This window comes from Streptomyces chartreusis NRRL 3882 (assembly GCF_900236475.1).
Taxonomy (GTDB): domain Bacteria; phylum Actinomycetota; class Actinomycetes; order Streptomycetales; family Streptomycetaceae; genus Streptomyces; species Streptomyces chartreusis_D.
Window position 1 is genome coordinate 5,824,225 of sequence record NZ_LT963352.1, and the last position, 17,748, is coordinate 5,841,972.

Annotated in this window: 15 protein-coding genes; 4 read left to right on the forward strand and 11 right to left on the reverse strand. The window is 72.7% G+C overall.

Annotation, left to right across the window (positions count from 1 at the left end):
- Nucleotides 1-267: 267 nt before the first annotated feature.
- Both SCNRRL3882_RS26380 and SCNRRL3882_RS26385 read right to left on the reverse strand, forming a co-directional pair.
- Nucleotides 268-1,536, reverse strand: a complete 1,269-nt coding sequence (locus SCNRRL3882_RS26380) for an NAD(P)-binding domain-containing protein (protein WP_010046818.1) — start codon at nucleotides 1,534-1,536, stop codon at nucleotides 268-270.
- Complete coding sequence (locus SCNRRL3882_RS26385; protein ID WP_010046817.1) at nucleotides 1,536-2,789, reverse strand: hypothetical protein; 1,254 nt, start codon at nucleotides 2,787-2,789, stop codon at nucleotides 1,536-1,538. The genes SCNRRL3882_RS26380 and SCNRRL3882_RS26385 overlap by 1 nt, the downstream gene beginning before the upstream one ends.
- A gap of 168 nt (nucleotides 2,790-2,957) precedes the next feature.
- Between SCNRRL3882_RS26385 and SCNRRL3882_RS26390 the strand changes: the two genes are divergently transcribed.
- Entirely contained in the window at nucleotides 2,958-4,214 is a 1,257-nt protein-coding gene (locus SCNRRL3882_RS26390) for a glycoside hydrolase family 26 protein (protein WP_010046816.1), read from the forward strand.
- A gap of 52 nt (nucleotides 4,215-4,266) precedes the next feature.
- On the opposite strand, the gene SCNRRL3882_RS26395 is transcribed toward SCNRRL3882_RS26390, so the two are convergent.
- Genes SCNRRL3882_RS26395 through SCNRRL3882_RS26430 form a run of 8 tightly spaced genes read right to left on the reverse strand, consistent with a single transcriptional unit; the run spans nucleotide 4,267 to nucleotide 13,662 of the window.
- Nucleotides 4,267-4,923, reverse strand: coding sequence for a hypothetical protein (locus tag SCNRRL3882_RS26395; RefSeq protein ID WP_029181655.1), 657 nt, complete (start codon nucleotides 4,921-4,923; stop codon nucleotides 4,267-4,269).
- A complete protein-coding gene (locus tag SCNRRL3882_RS26400) occupies nucleotides 4,920-6,068 on the reverse strand; it encodes a glycosyltransferase (protein WP_010046811.1) in 1,149 nt (382 codons plus the stop codon). The genes SCNRRL3882_RS26395 and SCNRRL3882_RS26400 overlap by 4 nt, the downstream gene beginning before the upstream one ends.
- Nucleotide 6,069: 1 nt before the next feature.
- Nucleotides 6,070-6,834 carry a polysaccharide deacetylase family protein gene (locus SCNRRL3882_RS26405; protein WP_010046809.1) on the reverse strand — a complete coding sequence of 255 codons (765 nt, stop codon included), beginning with the start codon at nucleotides 6,832-6,834 and terminating at the stop codon, nucleotides 6,070-6,072.
- Nucleotides 6,818-8,515, reverse strand: a complete 1,698-nt coding sequence (gene murJ, locus SCNRRL3882_RS26410; protein ID WP_010046806.1) for a murein biosynthesis integral membrane protein MurJ — start codon at nucleotides 8,513-8,515, stop codon at nucleotides 6,818-6,820. Before murJ ends, SCNRRL3882_RS26405 begins: the two co-directional genes overlap by 17 nt.
- A complete protein-coding gene (locus SCNRRL3882_RS26415; protein WP_029181654.1) occupies nucleotides 8,512-9,852 on the reverse strand; it encodes an O-antigen ligase family protein in 1,341 nt (446 codons plus the stop codon). The genes murJ and SCNRRL3882_RS26415 overlap by 4 nt, the downstream gene beginning before the upstream one ends.
- A 5-nt stretch (nucleotides 9,853-9,857) precedes the next feature.
- Entirely contained in the window at nucleotides 9,858-11,285 is a 1,428-nt protein-coding gene (locus SCNRRL3882_RS26420; protein WP_029181653.1) for an exopolysaccharide biosynthesis polyprenyl glycosylphosphotransferase, read from the reverse strand.
- Complete coding sequence (locus tag SCNRRL3882_RS26425) at nucleotides 11,282-12,523, reverse strand: glycosyltransferase family 4 protein (protein ID WP_010046802.1); 1,242 nt, start codon at nucleotides 12,521-12,523, stop codon at nucleotides 11,282-11,284. Before SCNRRL3882_RS26425 ends, SCNRRL3882_RS26420 begins: the two co-directional genes overlap by 4 nt.
- Before the next feature lie 50 nt (nucleotides 12,524-12,573).
- Entirely contained in the window at nucleotides 12,574-13,662 is a 1,089-nt protein-coding gene (locus SCNRRL3882_RS26430; RefSeq protein ID WP_010046798.1) for a hypothetical protein, read from the reverse strand.
- 402 nt (nucleotides 13,663-14,064) lie between these two features.
- Between SCNRRL3882_RS26430 and SCNRRL3882_RS26435 the strand changes: the two genes are divergently transcribed.
- The 3 genes from SCNRRL3882_RS26435 (at nucleotide 14,065) to SCNRRL3882_RS26445 (ending at nucleotide 17,069) form a co-directional block, all read left to right on the forward strand.
- A complete protein-coding gene (locus SCNRRL3882_RS26435; protein WP_029181652.1) occupies nucleotides 14,065-14,745 on the forward strand; it encodes a hypothetical protein in 681 nt (226 codons plus the stop codon).
- Nucleotides 14,746-15,724: 979 nt separating this feature from the next.
- A complete protein-coding gene (locus SCNRRL3882_RS26440) occupies nucleotides 15,725-16,219 on the forward strand; it encodes a tyrosinase family oxidase copper chaperone (protein ID WP_029181651.1) in 495 nt (164 codons plus the stop codon).
- Nucleotides 16,203-17,069, forward strand: coding sequence for a tyrosinase family protein (locus tag SCNRRL3882_RS26445; protein ID WP_010046795.1), 867 nt, complete (start codon nucleotides 16,203-16,205; stop codon nucleotides 17,067-17,069). Before SCNRRL3882_RS26440 ends, SCNRRL3882_RS26445 begins: the two co-directional genes overlap by 17 nt.
- Nucleotides 17,070-17,149: 80 nt before the next feature.
- Here the strand turns inward: SCNRRL3882_RS26445 and SCNRRL3882_RS26450 are convergent, their stop codons facing one another.
- On the reverse strand, nucleotides 17,150-17,458 hold the full coding sequence (locus tag SCNRRL3882_RS26450) for a chaplin (protein ID WP_040904180.1): 309 nt from the start codon (nucleotides 17,456-17,458) through the stop codon (nucleotides 17,150-17,152).
- Nucleotides 17,459-17,748: the final 290 nt, after the last annotated feature.

Here is a 17,748-nt window from a genome sequence, read left to right on the forward strand (position 1 = left end):
GGCACCCGCACCTCACCCCGGACCGGCGCCTGCCACCACCCGAGGCGGGCCACAGCCGGTCCGGGGACCACACGCCGCACCTTCCAGGGTCCCGGCGCGAGCCCTGGCTTCCCGGGACAAGCACCACCCGCACCCCCCGTCGACATGATCCGGGGGGTGTCGGCCGTCGCGCACACCGCACCTCCCACCGCCGCCCCCGGCACAAGGAAGGGCCGCTGACGACTCCGTCGCCGTCAGCGGCCCCCGTGTCACCCGCGCGGTTCCCCGTCAGCGCCGTACCGGAGACGGCGACTCGCTCCGGCTGCCGTCCACCGGTGCGGGGACGGTGCGGCCCGCCGGTGTCGCCCCGAGCCGGCGGCGCACACCGCGGACGAGGGTCGACGCCGTGAAGGACGCGCCCTGGACGAAGCGCATGGCCGGGCCGAAGCCCGAGGCCGTCACCAGGCCCGCGAGGAACAGGCCGGGGTAGGAGGACTCGAAGCTGCGCCCGACCTCCGGGGAGCCGTCCGGCAGTGCCGCGAGCGTGCCGCGCAACTCGGGGGAGAGCAGTCCGAGCCGGTCGCAACGCGCCCGGAACCCGGTCGCGGCGATGACGTGTTCGGTCTCCAGGCTGCGCAGGGCACCCGCGCGGCTCACCGTGTCCAGCCGTACCCCGCCCGGCACCGCACTGGCCGCGGTGACCTCATGGCCCGGCAGCAGCTCCACCACGCCCTCCACCCGGTCCCGCACCCACCACGCGCCCGCCGGCCCCAGCGCCGTGGTCGCGATGCGGGCCCGGGTCGGCTCCGGCAGCCGCCGGAAGAGGTTGGGGCGCTCCGAGTAGAACCAGTTCCGCCATCCGGGGCCGAGCCCGCTGTGGGGGGAGCGGGCCGACTGCCACCAGGGGCGCTCCCAGGGCGGCGGCACATCGTTCCACCGCAGCTGCGCCGCCCGCGCCAGCACCCGGACGCGGGTGCCCTGTTCGGCGAGCAGCGCCGCCGTCTCCAGGGCCGCCTGACCGCCACCGATCACCGTGACGTCCTTGCCGCGGAAGCGGTCGAGGTCGCTGTGGTGGCTGCTGTGGGTCACCAGCGCGGGGTGCAGTCCGCGCAGTGCCTGCGGTACCTCGACGAACGGCATCACACCGACCGCCAGGGCGACCGTCCGCGCGTGCACCTCCTGCCCGTCCTCGGTGACCGCCGTGAAACCGCCGGGCCCGGCCGCCACACGGGTCACCGTGCGCTCGTCCACCTCCGGCACGGCGTGGCGCGCGAACCACAGGCCGTACTGCGCGAACGCCTCGACGGGAATCGGATGCGCGTGACGTGCCGTCAGGCCGTGCTCCGCACAGTAGGCGTCCAGTCGCCACCGCCCGGCCGGGTCGGAGAGGTTGGACGCCCACGGTTCCGACTTCAGGAACATGCCGCGGGGCATGTTGTCCCGCCAGGAGGCCATGGGCCGGCCGAACACGCGCAGGTTCAGCCCGGCGGCCGCGGCGTGGGACGCGATCGACAGGCCGTACGGGCCTGCGCCCACCACCAGAAGGTCGTACACCATCAACTGCTCGCTTTCTCGTTGTCGGTCAGGGAGGGCGAGGCTGCCCGGGGAATCAGCCGGGCCGTCGGTGCCGTCGTCGTCGTGCCCAGCCGCTCACGCAGCCGGCGGGACACGTGCCGGCACCACTGGGCCCACATGACCCGCCCGGGGGCGCGGTCGTCCGCGGCGTACCAGGCCAGTTCACGCCCGCCCGGCGCCGCACGCAGCGCCGCCAGCGGCGCGTAGTTCTCCACCACGAACGCCCGTCCGGCCAGCGGGGCCCCGTCCGGCAGTGGACGGCCCGTCAGATCCAGGTGCAGGGCCCGTACGACGTCCAGGCCCGCGCTGTCCGCGAAGAGCCGGAACTGGGCGCCGGCGCGCGGGTTGAAGTCGAGCAGGTGGTAGCGGCCCGTCGTGCCGCAGCGGCGGAAGTCGAGGTCGAAGACGCCCCGGTAGCCCAACTCGCCGGTGAGCCGCTCGGCCAGCGCCTGCACCTGCGTGTTGGGCGTCCAGCAGCCGACCGCGGTCAGCCCCGCCCCGCGCGGCCAGGCCAGCTGCTTGCGGCCCGGTCCGCCCGCGCGCACGGTGCCCGAGTGGTCGGCGTAGCCGTGGAAGAACCAGTCCCGGTCCGGCCCCGGTGGCAGGTACGCCTGGAGCAGCAGCCGGCTGCCCGCTTCCTCGGTGCGCAGGAACAGCTCCCGGGCCTGTTGCACGGACCGGACCAGGACCGTGCTGCGCAGCCCGCCGCCGGCGGGCAGCAGCCAGGGCCGGCTCCACTTGGCCACCACCGGCAGTCCGAGCCGCCGCATGGCGTCGGCGACCTCCGCGGGACTGTCCGGGATCAGTGTCGTCGGGTGCGGGACGTCGGTGGACGCGCACACGGCGGCCAGTTCCGCCTTGTCGGCGACGCGTTCGGCCACAGTGCCCGGCATCGAGGGCAGGAGGTAGGAAGGGGCGAGTTCGTCCCGCATCCGGCTCACGGCGATCGCGCTCGCGTCGTCCAACGGGACCAGCACTGCGGGGCGCGCGATCGCGTCGGCCACGCGGCGCAGCACGGCGAGAATGTCGTCCGGGGACGCTCCCGGGAGGGGCGGGGGATGCATTTGGCGTACGTAACGTGACGCGCCCACGGGACTTTCCGCGGAATCCGCGACGACGTGTACCTCCACGCCCGACCTGCCGAGCGAACGCGCGGCCCCCAGGGTTCCGTGGTGAAAGGGATTCCGGTCGATCCGCAGCAGCACAGCGGGGACGCGGGTGTCGAGCAGCGACACGAATTCTCTCTTTCTCTTCGATCGGCTCACCCGCACGGGCGAGCCCGGCACTCGAAAGTCGTAATGGTTGTGGCGCTCATGGCTTTTCTGTGACTGACTTCATATGACTGCCCGTCAATAACACAAACGGTGGCAGTAGTCCGGACGAGAGCGAAGAAAGGAACAGGCATGGCCCCACAGCACAAGCGGGCCGGGGTCCGCCGGCTGGCCTTGGGCGCGGCAGCGGTCGCCGCGTCGGCCGCCCTGGCGTCCGGCCCCGCGGCGGGGGTGGGGGTGGCGCGAGCCGCCGATCCTCGGGCTCCGGCACCGAGCCCGACGACGCCCGTGGCCACGCCCTCGGCCCTCACTCCTCCGGCCGTCCCCCTGCCCTCGGCACCCACCCCGGCCACCACCCCGGTGGCGGGCCAGGAAGCCCCGGCCTTCGGTGTCTTCCTCAAGTCCGACGGCCGCGGTGTGGCCCGGATGCCGCTGTTCAGCCACTGGCTGGGCGGCGCGGACCTCCGCGCCGGCCACACCTACCTGCCGGGCCACCGCTGGCGCGACATCGAGGGTTCCGCCGACTTCCTGAAGGTGTGGGCGCACTGGCGCAACAAGAAGGCCGACCGGATGCTCGTCCTCAACGTCCCCATGCAGGAGCGCAACGAGGAGGGCGTCTCCGACAGCGAGGTCCGGCGGCTGCTGCGGCAGGGCGCTGCCGGGGAGTTCGATCACCACTTCCGTGTCCTCGCCGAGCGGCTGGTGGAGTTGAAGGTGCCGGACACGATCATCGTGCTCGGCTGGGAAATGAACGGCACCACGTACACCCATCGGTGTGGGCCGGACCCGGAGGCCTGGAAGAAGTACTGGAATCGGATCGTCACCACCATGCGTTCCGTGCCGGGCCAGAAATTTCGGTTCGATTTCACGCCGAGTCGTGGCGTGGACGCCGTTCCCTGGACGAAATGCTATCCGGGAGACGACACGGTCGACATCATTGGCATGGACTCCTATGACCAGCCGGCCGGGATGTCGTTCGACCAGCAGGTGAATGAGCCCTACGGGCTGCAGCACCACGTGGATTTCGCGAAGGCTCACGGCAAACCCATTTCCTATCCGGAATGGGGTCTCTTCCGCAACGGTGACAATGCCGAGTACATGCGGCGCATGCTCGCCTGGATGGAGGAGCACAAACCGCTGTACAACACGCTGACCGACTACTGCCCGCACGGTGTGTGGCAGTGCGGGGCCAACCCGAGGTCGGCCCACCTCTACCGGTCCGCCCTGTTCGGCCGCACGGACCAGGCGACGCCGCCCCTCACGCCCACGCCGAAGCCGACCCCGCCCAGCACACCGCCGCCCCCGGCGGACTGCACGCCCATCGACCTGGGCAGTTGGGTGGAGGAGTGGCTCGGCGGGAAGCTCTGCCTCCGCTTCGACTGGTGGTAGACCGCGGCGAAACAGCGCTCCCCGGTGCCGTGTCCGGACAGGCCCGCCGCCGTCACCGTTGTCCGCGCACATCGGCGGCGGCGGCCGGGCCGGGCACCGAGGGGGCCGGGGCGGGTTCGTCGTCCTGGCCGGCCTTCCTCGGCCGCGCCAGCAGGACCAGGCCGCCCAGCAGACCGCCCGCGCTCGCCCCCACCAGACCGGTCACCGCCGGGGACGCGGACGTCGGCTCGTTAGGCTCCACCGCCCGCGAGAACTGCACGAGCCGCACATTGGTGTTGCTCCTGGTGTCGTCGGCGTGTCGGGTCAGCGCGCGGGTGACGGCGTTGGCCATGTCGACGGCGAGGCCGGGGCGCGAGGAGGTGGCCGAGACGGCGACCATCGGCGCGTCCGGCGACGTCGCCGTACGCACACTGCGCTGCAGGGTGTTCACGGGCACACCCGCGTACACCTGCGCGTCCCCGAGCACGGCGAGCTGGGTGGCGACCCGGCCGTACGCCTGAGCGAATCCGAGGGCGGCGTCCGGCGTGGACTTCTCGGTCGGTACGGCGATGACGTAGCTCGTGGCCGTGTACGTGGACGGTGTGAGCAAGCCGTACGCACCGCCGAGCAGACCCCCGACGAGGGTGCCGGCCGCGAGCACGGACCACAGCGGAAGCCCTCTGAGACGAGCCAGGGTCGAGCGGCGCTGACGGGGCGGAGTGTCGGTCATGAGGAGGTGGCTCCCAGAGGTGAGAGGGACGGCGAACTGGAGACCGCTGCCGCGTACACGTCCGTCAGACGGGCCGCGCAGTGGGTGATGCTGTAGTGGTGGGCGACCTCCGAGGCCGTGCGCGGCCGGGCCCCGGCCTCGCGGACCTCGGCGATCGCGCGGGCGTACGCCTCGGGGCCGCCGCTCACCCGCCGGGCGCCGGAGGCGGGCGGCCGCACGTCCTCGATGGCCGGACAGGAGGCGTAGAGCACGGGCAGGCCGGACGCCAGCGCCTCCACGGCCGCCAGACCGAACGCCTCCTCCGTGGACGGGGACGCGAGCACGTCCATCGCCGCCATGAGCGAGGGCAGGTCCGGGCCGGGCGAGCCGTCGGGCACGTAGGGCCGCTCGCCGGTGAACACCACCCGGCCGGCCACGCCGGCCTCGTGGGCCGTGCGACGCAGGGCGTGCTCCTCGGGGCCGCCGCCCACCAGCAGCAGCCGGTGGTCGTCCGGGAGCAGGGTGAGCGCGCGGACGAGGACGTCGAACCGTTTCCCCGCGGTGAGCCGGCCGACTCCGCCCACGACCCGGGTGCCCTCCGGCACGCCGAGGTGCCGGCGGGTGTGCTCGCGCCGCTCCGGGTCGAAGCGGAAGCGGCCCAGGTCGATGCCGTTCGGGATGACCTCGATGCGGGGCGCGGGCACGCCCCAGCGCTTCAGGCGCTCGGCCACCGTCCGGGAGACGGCCACCGTCGCCGAACCGAGCCGCTCGCTGGCGAGGTACAGCCCGCGCACCCCCGCCGTCAGCCTGCGGCCCTCCATCTGCGAGTCGCCCAGGGAGTGTTCTGTGGCGACGACCGCCCGGACCCCGGCCGCGCGCGCGGCGAACCGGCCGTAGACGCAGGCGCGGTACAGGTGGGTGTGCACCAGGTCGTAGCCGCCGGCGCGGATCAGCCGGACCAGGCGCGGCAGCGCGGCCAGGTCACGGTTGCCGCCCATGCCGAGATGCGTGACGCGGACGCCGTCGGCCTCGAGGCCCGCGGCGACCGCACCGGGGTTGGTGAGGGTCACGACGTCGCAGTCGACGGGCAGGTGCCGCAGCAGCAGGCGCAGCTGCTGCTCGGCCCCGCCGACGCCGAGGCCCGTGATGATGTGCAGAACCCTCATCTCACAGGCCCTCCACCGGCCGCCGGCGCAACCGGTGCAGCCAGTGCTTGAGGTGCAGGCGCCAGGCCGTGTCCTCCTGGCCGACGTACACGCGCGGCAGGGCGTGCGGGCCGGTCAGCGGGCCGGGGTCGATGGCGCAGGCGTAGGTGTACCCCGCGTCCCGTACGGCCTGGACGGCGCGGGCGTCGATCGTGCCGTACGGGTAGCAGAAGCCGTCGACCGGGGCGCCGGTCAGCTCCTCGAGCTGGGCGCGGCTTTCGGCGACCTCGGCCTTGAGGGTGAGGTCGTCCGCCTTGGTGAGGTCGACGTGCGTCAGCCCGTGCGAGCCGATCTCCACGCCCTCGGCGGCCGCGCGCCGGATGCCGTCCGCGGTCAGGAGCGGCTTGCGCGGTCCGAGCGGATCCCAGGCGTTGTCGCCGCCGAGCCGCCCGGGCAGTACGAAGAGGGTGGCGCCGCAGTCCCAGCGGTGCAGCAGCGGCAGGGCGTCGGTGACGAAGTCGGCGTACCCGTCGTCGAAGGTCAGCCCGACCAGGTTCCGCCCCTCGCCCCGGGCGCGGGCGGCGAGCAGCTCGGCCACGGACACGCCCCGCAGCCCGCGCCGGCGCAGCCAGGCCAGCTGCTTACCGAGCCGCTCGGGCGTGACCGTGATGCGGTACGGGTCGTCCGAGCAGTCGCCCACCGAGTGGTACATCGCCACCCAGGGGACCGGACCGCTGCGCGGGGCCGGGGGTCTGCCGGTGTCGAGGGAGTCAACGGAAGCGGCCATGTGTGAGCCTTCGTGTGACGGCGCGTAGGAAGCGCAGAGCGGACGCGGGACTCTGGGCACCGAGGGCCCAGGTGAGCGGGACGAAGACGAAGGTCACGGTCAGGCAGCCGGCCGCGAGGCCCGCCGCCGGGGACGGCAGCCGGCTCGCGGCGAACGCCCCCGCGGCCGTGGCGACGACCGCGGCGCACACCAGCCTGCTCAGTTCGGCCAGGACCCGCCGGACACGGACCGAGACGCTGTGCGGGCTGTTCAGCCGGCCCGTTCGCAGCCCGGCGAGCAGCAGGGCGGCCGTGACGGTGATGCCGAGGGCGTTGGCGGCGGCGATCCCCGCCACGCCCCAGGAGTGCACGGTGACGGCGCCGATCCAGGACGTCACGGCGATGCCCGCCGCCATCGCGCCGAGGGGGTACCAGCTGGCCCGGCCCGCCGAGAAGTAGGAGCGCACGAGGGCGCCCACCAGGGTCTGGCCCAGCAGCCCGAGGGCGTACACGCGCATGACGTCAGCCGTCGCCGCGGTGTCGCTCGCGGTGAACGCGCCCCGCTGGAAGAGCAGTTCGATCATCTGCGGGGCGCAGGCGATCACCGCGCACATGCCGAGCAGCACCAGACACGAGGCGAGCGCCAGATCCCGCTCCACGCGGCTGCGGGCGCGCGCGGTGTCGCCGTCCGCGAGGGCCCGCGCCACCACCGGGAAGGTGACGGTGCACACCATCAGCGACAGCGTCATCGGGATCTGGGCGACCTTCTGCGCGTAGTTCAGGTGCGAGATGGCGCCGGCGGGCAGGACGGAGGCGAGGAAGCGTTCGGCGAGGACCTGCGACTGGCGGCACAGGGCGAAGAGGAGTACGGCGGCGACCAGGGCGAGTTGCATCGGCCGCTCCCCGACCTCCGCCCCCGCCCTGGCGAGGGGCGGCGCGGGCGACGCCAGTCGCCGCCACAGCGACGGCAGTTGCACCGCCACCATCAGACAGCCGCCCGCCGCGACCCCGACCGCGGCGGAGCGCACGCCCCAGCCTTCGCCGAAGAGGAACATCGCGGCGATGATGCCGGTGTTGTAGGCGACGTAGATCGCCGCGGGCGCGAGGAAACAGCGGTGTGCCCGCAGGGCGGCACTGCAGTACCCGGCGAGCCCGAAGGCCAGCACGCAGGTCGCCGTGATCCGGGTGCAGTCGGCGGCGAGCCCGGGGTCGGGCAGGCCGGGTGCGAGGGCCTGAACCAGATAGGGAGCCGTGGCGGCGATCAGCGCGGCCACCGCGGCGAGGGCGAGGCAGAGCCGGGGCAGGGTGGCGCCGACCAGGGCGCGGACCGGGTCGCCCGGGACGCCCCGGGCGCGGCGGGCCAGCGCCATGCTGAACGCCGGGATCAGGGCGATCGCCAGCCCGTCCTCGATGAGCAGCGTGGCGGCGAACTCCGGAACGGTCCACGCCACCAGGAAGGCGTCCGTGTCGCTCCCGGCACCGAACAGCCGCGCCAGCGACTGGTCGCGCACCAGGCCGAGCAGTGAGCCGGCGATGGACAGCGACGCCGTGACGAGCGCGGCCCTGGCCAGGAAGCTTCCGGAGACCGACGCCGCCGAGGCCGGGTCGGCACCGTCCCCGGCCCTGGTGGCGGCACGCGCCGGGGGCACGGTCGCCGCGTCGTCCGTTTCGGGGCCGGGGGACTGCGAAGGCACCACCGTCATCGCGCCAGGGCCTCCTCGGCGCGTTCCCGCACCTCGCTGCGGGGCGCCTCCACCCGCGCCTCGCCGGTCAGCGCCCACCACGCCCCGAGCCCCAGGGCCACGGCCGTCAGCACGGTCGCGGGACCGCCGATGTCTCCGTACATGAAGTCGGTCAGCAGCCAGACCAGCAGCCCGCAGGCGACGAGCCCGCAGTCGAGTCCCGGGCCGTGGTCGCGGACGCGCAGCAGGCGCCGCATCCCGCACACCAGCAGCGCCAGCCAGCTCCCGGTGAGCGCCAGCAGCCCGATCAGGCCCTGCTCGCTCAGCACCAGCAGGTACATGTTGTGCGGAGACAGCAGCGGCTGCCTCTGGTACACCATCCCCGCGCCGTCGGTCTCGCTGCCCGACGACAGCGCCAGCGTGGCGTGCCCGTCCCGGTACTCGGGGAAGCCCTTCAGCCCGACACCTGTCAGGGGGTGCTGGCGCCAGATCTCCGTGGCGGACGCCCACAGGGTGTACCGGTCGACGACGGACTGGTCGGGTGCGTCGGTGACCTGGGCGATGCTGTCGATCCGCTGCTGCAGAACCGCCGAGCCCACACCGAACCCGCCCACCAGGATGACACCCGCGGCGAACGCGGCCGCCACCACCTTGAGCGCCCGCCGCAGCCCGGCCAGTACCAGCTGGAGGATGCACGTCAGGACGGTCGCGATCCAGGCTCCGCGGCTGAAGGAGAGCGCGAGCGGCAGCAGCAACAGCACAGCGCACGCGGCGGCGGCCACCCGCTGCCGTACGGACAGCCGGCCCAGCGCGATCCCGACCGCGCACACCAGGCCGAGGGAGACCGCCGTCGCCATGCCCATCACGTCGTGCGCACCGAAGGTGCCGACCGCCCGGATGTTCTCGCCCTGGTAGGAGGCGCCGGTCCGGGTGACGAACTGGTGGACGCCGACGGCTCCCTGACACAGACCGAGCCCCACGAACGACCAGGCCACCAACCGGAAGCCGGCCCGGTCGCGGAGCAGCAGCAGCACGGCCGCCGGGACGAGGACGAAGGTCTGCAGATAGCGTCCCAGGCCGGTGAGCCCGGCCTGGGACGAGAACGCCCCCATGGCGGCGAGGGCGAGCCCCACGACCGGCAGGCCCAGAACCACGGCCGCGGCGGGCGACAGCGGGCGCCGCCGTTCGAACAGGAGACGGATCACGCAGTACACCACCACCAGCCCGGAGAACACGTCGGCGGGCCCCGCACCGTCCGGGGTCAGCGGCAGCGCCAGCAGGGCGGGTACGGCCACCACGGCCAGGGCCGGTGTCAGCGCTCCGACGCGGCGGGGGAGCGGTGCAGTTGCGAGGCTCACCTCTCTCAGCTCCCCGTGGGACGTACCACCGTGGCCGCGGTGCGCAGCAGGATGCAGACGTCCTGCCACAGGGACCAGTCGTCGATGTAGGCGTTGTCGAACCGGCAGCGGTCCTCGATCGAGGTGTCGCCGCGCAGACCGTGGATCTGGGCGAGGCCGGTGATGCCGGTCCGCATGCGGTGGCGGACCGAGTAACCGGGGTACGTCTGACCGAACTGCGCGACGAAGTACGGGCGTTCGGGCCGCGGTCCGACCAGGCTCATGTCGCCCCGGAGCACGTTCCACAGCTGGAGCAGTTCGTCGAGCGAGGTACGCCGCAGCATCCGGCAGAACCAGCGCATCTCGTTCTCGTTCGCCACGCTCCACCGGGTTGCCGACTCGTGCTCGTCGACCGGGCGGTGCGTACGGAACTTCAGCAGCGTGAACGGCTTGCCGTTCCTGCCGATGCGCTCCTGCCGGAACACCACGCCCGGCCCGTCGCTGATCCGCAGCGCCACGGCGAAGGCCAGCAGCAGCGGGCTGACCAGCACCAGCAGCGTTCCCGACACGAGAATGTCGAGCGCCCGTTTGGCCGCGCTGCCGCGCCGGGCGGGGGACATGTCCAGGCGCCGGCAGGAGAACCCGGCCAGCCGCTCCCGCGTCGCGTACGACGGGGAATCGGCGTCGACCTCCCAGACCACGCAGCCCGACTCGGCCAGTGCCCGCAGCAGCGGCTCCTGTTCGGCGCGTACGGAGGGGTGGACGGCCAGCACCGCCCGCACCCCGTTCTGGATGACCGCACGCTCGACCTCCTCGGGGGTCGTCAGCACCGGCAGGCTCTCGCTGCCGTCCGGCTGCTCGGCGACGATCCCCACCGGCCGCACACCGCACCGCGGGTGACGCAGTACGGCGGCGGCCACGCGCTGCGCGGTCGCCGCCGGGCCGAGGACGAGTGCGGTGTGCGGGTGCCGCAGCAGCGCGGCGCGCCGCCGCGCGTGCACCGCTCCGCGCAGCACACAGCCGGCCGCCGCGTGCAGGGCAAGGCCCGTCAGCACGGTACGGAGCGTCAACGCGTGCTCCGGCCGGTACGCCGCCAGGAGCGCCGCGAGTGCCAGCCAGGCCACCGCGATGCGGCCGCACACGGCGGGCAGTTCCTCCAGCAGCCCCGGTACCGGCGGCCGCCCGTCGCGCCGGCGCAGCAGCAGCGACATGACGATCAGCAGGGTGACGAGCAGTGGGTGGCGCTGGGCATCGGTGAGCGCCGGCGCGCCCGCCAGGGCGGCCACGCCGTCCGCGACGAGCAGCGCCACGGGGGAGGCGGGACGGGCCGGCCGCCGCGGTGCGGACGGCCGGAAACCGGTGGCGGTGCCGCGCGGCGGCATGACCGAGACTGGTGAGGATCCGTGGTCCCGTGGCGGTACGCCGGGGGAGGGCACGGTACGTTCGGCGGTCACGAGTGGATGGACTCCCTGTACTCGGTGGGCTCGACGCGCTGTGGTGTCCGGTTCGCCTCGGCGCCACGTCCGGTGCCGAGCGGCTGACCGTGCTCAGCGCTGGGGGTGGCGGCGGTCCATGGGCCGAGCAGGTCGCGATAGACGTCCGAGACGGCCTCGGCGGTGTAGCGCACGTCGTGGGTGGACAGCACGTGCCGACGGCCCTGGCTGCCGAGCGACTCGCGCAGCAGCGGATCGGCCAGCAACTCGGTGACGGCCCCGGCCAGCGCGGCCGGGTCCTCCGGCGGGACCAGGCACCGGGCGGCGAAGGAGGGTGGCAGGCTCTCGCGGGCGCCGTCGACGTCCGTGACCACCACGGGCCGCCCGCAGGCCATCGCCTCCAGCGGCGCCAGGGCCATGCCCTCCCAGCGGGACGGCAGGACGACGAGATCGGAGGCCTGGTACCAGGGGGAGGCGTCGGCGACGGCTCCCGTGAACACCACGGATTCCGGGGCGCCTTCGCGGAGCCGGTCGTGGTCCGGCCCGTCGCCGACGAGGACCAGGCGGGCGTCGGGCACCTGCCGCACGACGGCTTCCCACGCCCGCAGCAGGACGTCCTGCCCCTTCTGCCGGCACAGCCGCCCCACGCACACGGCGAGCGGTGCCGCCGGGCGGATGCCGGCGAGCGGGGCGAGCCCGGCCCGTACGGCGCCCGCGGGGGCCGGGCGGAAGCGCTCCGGGTCGATGCCGTTGGGGACGACGGTCCACCGGCCGGTGATCCTGGCGTCCATGCCGGTGGCGCGTTCCGCCTCGCTCACGCACACCACGCGTGAGGCCCAACGTGCCCCCCAGCGTTCCCATAGGAGCGCCAGGGCCGCGGTGCCCCCGCTGACCGCTTCGAACGACCAGGCGTGCGGCTGGAAGACCGTCGGAATCCGCCCGCGTACCGCGAGCCGTCCGGCGAGCCCGGCCTTCGCGCTGTGCGCGTGCACCAGATCGGGGCGCACCTCGTCGATCACCCGCGCCAGGTGCCGCACCTCCCGGACGAGCGACGTACCCGGCGACCGTGTCGCGTGCCAGTGCCGTACGCGCGCGCCGAGCGTCCGCAGCTTCGTGGTGAGCGCGCTGTCGGGGCAGGCCACGGTGACGTCCAGGCCGTCCGACAGTTGGGCGCGGACCAGATCCGTCACGACGCGCGCGACGCCGCCGTCCACCGGTTGGGTGAGGTGCAGGACTCTTGGGAGGGGGGCGGTGTGCATGTGGGCGGATTCCTCGCTCGCGAAGGTGTTCGGGGCGGGCGGCGACGGAGTCACCGCCGTGCGTCGACGGCGGCGAAGAGCACGCCGGCCCACGCCGCGTCCTGCTGGGAGTGGAGCCGGAAGGTCGCTTGGTCACCGGCCTGCTGCAGGCCACTTCCGAGATCGAACACGTCGGAGTCGTAGCCGAGGTTGTTGGCGTGCGCGGGCACCCGTGCCGCATCCGCCCCGGGCTCGCTGATGGTGGAATTGAGGACGTCGTCCCGGGGGTTGGCGGCGTTGGTGAGGGCGAACTCGGACTGGCCGGTGGTCACGGTGAGCGAGTCGCCGGTGGTGCCGCGGTCGCCGTTGTACGTCACCAGGCCGGCACGGCCCCACGCGCCCGCGGCGAAGCCCAGATCGGTCATCCGGATCTCCTGTGCCGCACCGGGCCTCAGCGGGGTGAAGCCGTCCCAGAGCGCGAGGTGACGCAGTGGCTCCGACGGGTTCTCGTAGGCCACCACGAGCGTCCAGCCACCCCACGCCCCGGCCGCCGATCTGCCCATGGCGATGTTGATCTGCGCCACGGTGTACAGGCCGGGCCCGCCCTCCCGCACCAGCCGTGTCACGTCGGCCGAGGCCTGGAAGGCGTCCATGCCGTCCGCCACCCGGTGTCCGACCGTCGTGTCGGCGAGCAACTCCTTGTACTCTCCGCCGGGTTCGGCGATCAGCACGCGCTCGTTGTCCTGCGGCGGCTTCTGTTCGCCCACGCGCAGGTTGCCGCCCCAGTAGAGGCGCGCGTACGTCACCCGGGAGGCGTTGGGGAGGCGGACCTCCGCGCGGGAGGAGTTGTAGGTGTTGGGGTCGCGGTCGACATCGACGTAGAACATGTCGAAGTCGCCGTTCACACCGGACCCGCCTGCCTGGGCGTCCGGGCACGAAGGCGCCTGGGCCGTGCGGCAGGTGATCGACGCGTTGGCCGCGCGTACGATGCCGCCGTGCTGGAGCGTGCGGTACCGCTCGGCGAAGCCGAGGCTCTCGGCCTCCGGCGCGGGCGCGGCGGCCGGAGCGGCGGCCGGGGAACTGCTTGCTGCCCACACGGCCGCAAGGGCCAGGACGCCCACGGTCGCGCGGCGAAACACGGGGCCCAGAGAATGGCGCATGACCGGTCGTTGCCCTTTCGGAACAGGTGGCCGTGGCAGCAGTGCCACGAGAGCGATGTGTCCGCGCTGAGAAGTGCGTCGGGCGGTTCGCAACTCTAGTCATCAATCGGACATAGTCGAAGAAATTCGGTGAAGTCTGACAAGTGTGTCGGAATCGTGAAGCAGCAAGTCCTTGCTGGTTCCGGCCGTCGCCTCCGGCCTCGGTCAGCGCCTCCATTCGGGGGAGGCCGGTGCCTTGCTCCGGCAGGGGCCGAGAAGGGGGCGTCCTGACATACCGTCTGATCAGGGCGGGCACGGCGAATGGGGGAATTGTTAAATCCCGAAAAGCCTATGAGCGGTTGCGGGAAGTCGCGGGCGCTTTCACGGTGGGCTCAAGATCCAACGCCGTCGAAAGGAATCTCCATGTGTGCTCTGCCCGCACGGCGCATCGCGTCCAGCGCCCTGTGCGCCGCCCTTCTGGTCGGGATCACCGGCCCCGTAGCCATGGCGGCCGACTCGGCTCGCGGGCACGCTCATGTGGCGCCCGACGCCCGGCTTCCCGGCGCGGATGCCCGTCTCGCGCAGATCGACAGACTCAACTGGGGTGAGCTCACCCCGGTCGCCGACCTGCTGCACGCCGTGCTCCGGAGCGACGGCCGACTGCCCGCGTCCGAGGCCAGGAAGCTGGGAGCCGAAGCGAAGGCCGCCCTGACCGAGGCGGCCGCCAAGGGCGAGCGAACCTCGATGACGTCGACGGTCGTGCTGTTGCCGGCTCCCGCCCTGCCCGCCCTGGTGCCCGGGGCGCCCGACCGGCGCGCCGCCGACCCCGTGACCGACCTGCTGGACCTCGTGCTGGGAGCTGTCGACAGTCTCCTGCAGGCCATCACCTCCGGTGTCGGCGGCATCCTTCCCTCCGTCGACGACCTGCTGAACGGGGTGGACGACCTCCTCGCCGGACTGATCGGAGGCAACCTGCTTCAGGACGATTCCGTTTCGTCGCCGTCGTCCAGCACGTCGTCGACATCGGTGCCGACGACGATGCCCGCGGCCGTCACGTACCCGGCCGTCCCGCTGCTGACGCGGGTGGTGCCGCCGGCCTCCTGAACCGCGTCCAGTCGTGGTGCCGACCTCAGGGAGCGGCGCCACGACTGTCGTTCTTCCCGCCCGACTTCGCGTATTCCTCCGATTCATTTTCCGTTCCGTGGCCCGGTCTGTTAATAGATCTCGTATGAGGTATCGGCAATCTTGGGCATCTCCGGTTTCCGCCCAGGCCAGGGCTCGTTAGGCACGGCGACAGAATTCCCTCCGGCGACGCGCGTTGCCGAAGAAAGGAACACGATGAAGTCTCTGAAGGCTGCCGCCGTCTTTGCCGGGTCCTTGATCGCTGCCGGTTCCGCCACACCCGCGTTCGCCCAGGACGCCATGGTCGCCCCGAGCGCGCCGGCCGCTCAGAGCGTTCCGGACGTGCAGGCTGCCCCGGTCGCCCAGAGCGCTCCCGTTGCTCAGGCCGCTCCGGTTCAGAGCGCTCCGGCTGTTCAGAGTGCTCCGATGGCTCAGCCCGCCCCGGCTCCGGTCGCTCAGCCTGCCCCGGTTGCGCAGCCGGCTCCGGTTGCTCAGCCCGCCCCGGCTCCTCAGCCGGCTCCGGTCGCTCAGCCCGCCCCGGCTCCTCAGCCGGCTCCGGTTGCTCAGCCCGCCCCCGCTCCGCAGCCGGCTCCGGCCGCTGAGAACACTCGGGACCTGGCGTCCACCGACCTCACCGGCGGCGTGAGCACCAGGGTTCCCCTAGATGTGAGCGCTCAGGGCAAGGAATCGCTGGTCCAGACGGCGAAGAACGCCGCGTCCGCGGTCAACGACACCAAGCCGGTGCACGGCAACCTGTGGTTCTAGAGCTGGGACCACGCGTACGGAGGGTCGGTCCTCGGACAGTTCGAGGGCCGGCCCTCCGTTGTGTGTCCTGCCGGTGACGCGACCCGCCCCCCTACCGGCAGCTACGCCGGCGATCACTTGTCTGGCCGCGCGGCGGTGACCGCGCGGGACGTCCGGCGGTTACGGCTACGACACCGGAACCGGACGAGGAGTGGACATGGTCGTCAGCATCGGCGGAGGACCGGCGGGAGGCGGGGCACCGACCCCGGCGCGACCCGAACGGGCGGGCAGGACACGGCGGGAGGTGACGCGCGGTCTGCGTGCCTGCGCCCTCGCCGCCACCCTGGCGGCCCCGGTGGCCGCCGCCTTCCGGCTCCGGCGCCCCGGAACCGAAAACGTCCTGGGCGAAGCCGCTTTCGACCAGACCTACCGCAGCCGCCGCATCCGAGGGACGTGGACCCCGTCGGCCGGGTCGGGCGGGCGGGGTCGGTGGCACGTCACTGTGGACGGCCGACCGCTGCATCTGATGCGCCGGGCCGACGGCACCTGGCTGAGCATGGTCGACCACTACTGCTCGTACCGGTCACCACTCGAAGCCGCCCGCGCAGCCGTCGACGAACTCGGCCCCGGCCGCCGACTGCGCGACCTGGCCCCGGAACCAGCAGACGCGGGGCATGTGCACACGGGGGACCGGCATGGCGTACGTGCGTAGAGACGCCGGCACGCTCACCAAGACCGAGAAGCGGCGGTTCGTCAAGGCGCTGCTGGAGGTCAAACGGCGGGGCGAGTACGACGAGTTCGTGCGGATGCACATCGAGTACTTCTCCTCCGACGGCGAACACGGACTGCGCGCCGCGCACATGGCACCCTCCTTCCTGCCCTGGCACCGCCGGTTCCTGCTCGACCTGGAGAGCGCGCTGCGCCGGGTGGACCCCTCGGTGACCGTGCCGTACTGGGACTGGACGCGCTACCGCACGACCACCTCCGCACCCTGGACGGCGGACCTCCTCGGCGGCACCGGACGCCCTTCCGACCACCAGGTGATGACGGGTCCGTTCGCCTACCGGGAAGGCAACTGGACCATCAAGGTGAATGTGACCGACGCGGTGTTCCTCACCCGGGACCTCGGCCGCCGCCGCTCCCCCATGGAGCTGCCCACGAAGAACGAGCTGCAGTGGGCGCTGAAGGACCCGGTCTACGACGTGGCGCCCTGGGACTCGACGGTCACGCGGGGATTCCGCAACAAACTGGAGGGCTGGGGCACCGGTGGGGGCAGCACGTCCTGGCGCAACCACAACCGGGTGCACGGCTGGGTCGGCGGGGACATGCTCGGCGGCGCTTCCGTCAACGACCCCGTGTTCTGGCTGCACCACGCCTTCGTCGACCTGCAGTGGTACCGCTGGCAGCGCAGACACCGCGGGGCCCGTTACCTTCCCGCGGCACCGCCGGGCTCCGGCGACGGGCAGCACGGCCGGATCGTGGCACGGCACCAGCGCCTGCCTCCGTGGGACGTGACGCCGGACGAACTGGAGGACGTCGGCCGGATCTACCGGTACGCGTGAGGTGACGAGGACCCTCACGGCGACATGGGGAGAGCCCCGGCGTTCGGGGAGGCCGGGGCTCTCGGGGCAGACAGCAGACGTCAGTGGCGGTGGCCGCTCTTCTTGCTGCTCTCCTTGTGGTCGTCCTTCTTGTGGTCGTCCTTCTTGTGACCCTCGTTCTTGCAGGTGTTACCGACGGCCGGGTTGAGCAGGCCGACAAACTGGACGGTGTTGCCGCACACGTTGATCGGCACGTGGACCGGCACCTGAACGACGTTGCCGGACAGGACACCGGGCGAGCCGATGGCAGCGCCCTTGGCGCCGGCGTCCGCCGCGGCGAGACCGGCGCCACTGAGCACCACAGCGCTCGTGCCGAGAGCGACAACGCCAACCTTCGCGATGCGAGACATCACGTTCTCCTTAGTGAATCGGTGAGTGCGGCAGCAGTACGCGCGACCGCACTGACCGTTTCAACGCGAGGGCCCCGGACCGGTAACGAGGTTTTTCTCCGGATCACCCTTTTTGAACCTGTGCTCCGCCGTACGGGCGTTGTTTCCCCACGACCCGTGCCGTGCCGGGGTCATGCCGCGGCGAAGACGGGCTCCCTGTCTCGTCCGGCACGCGACGCGCCACGGCGGCTGCTCGGCGTCTGCCCGGCAGCTCCGCACGGAGATTTTTTGGGAAAGTTAAGCGATTGGGC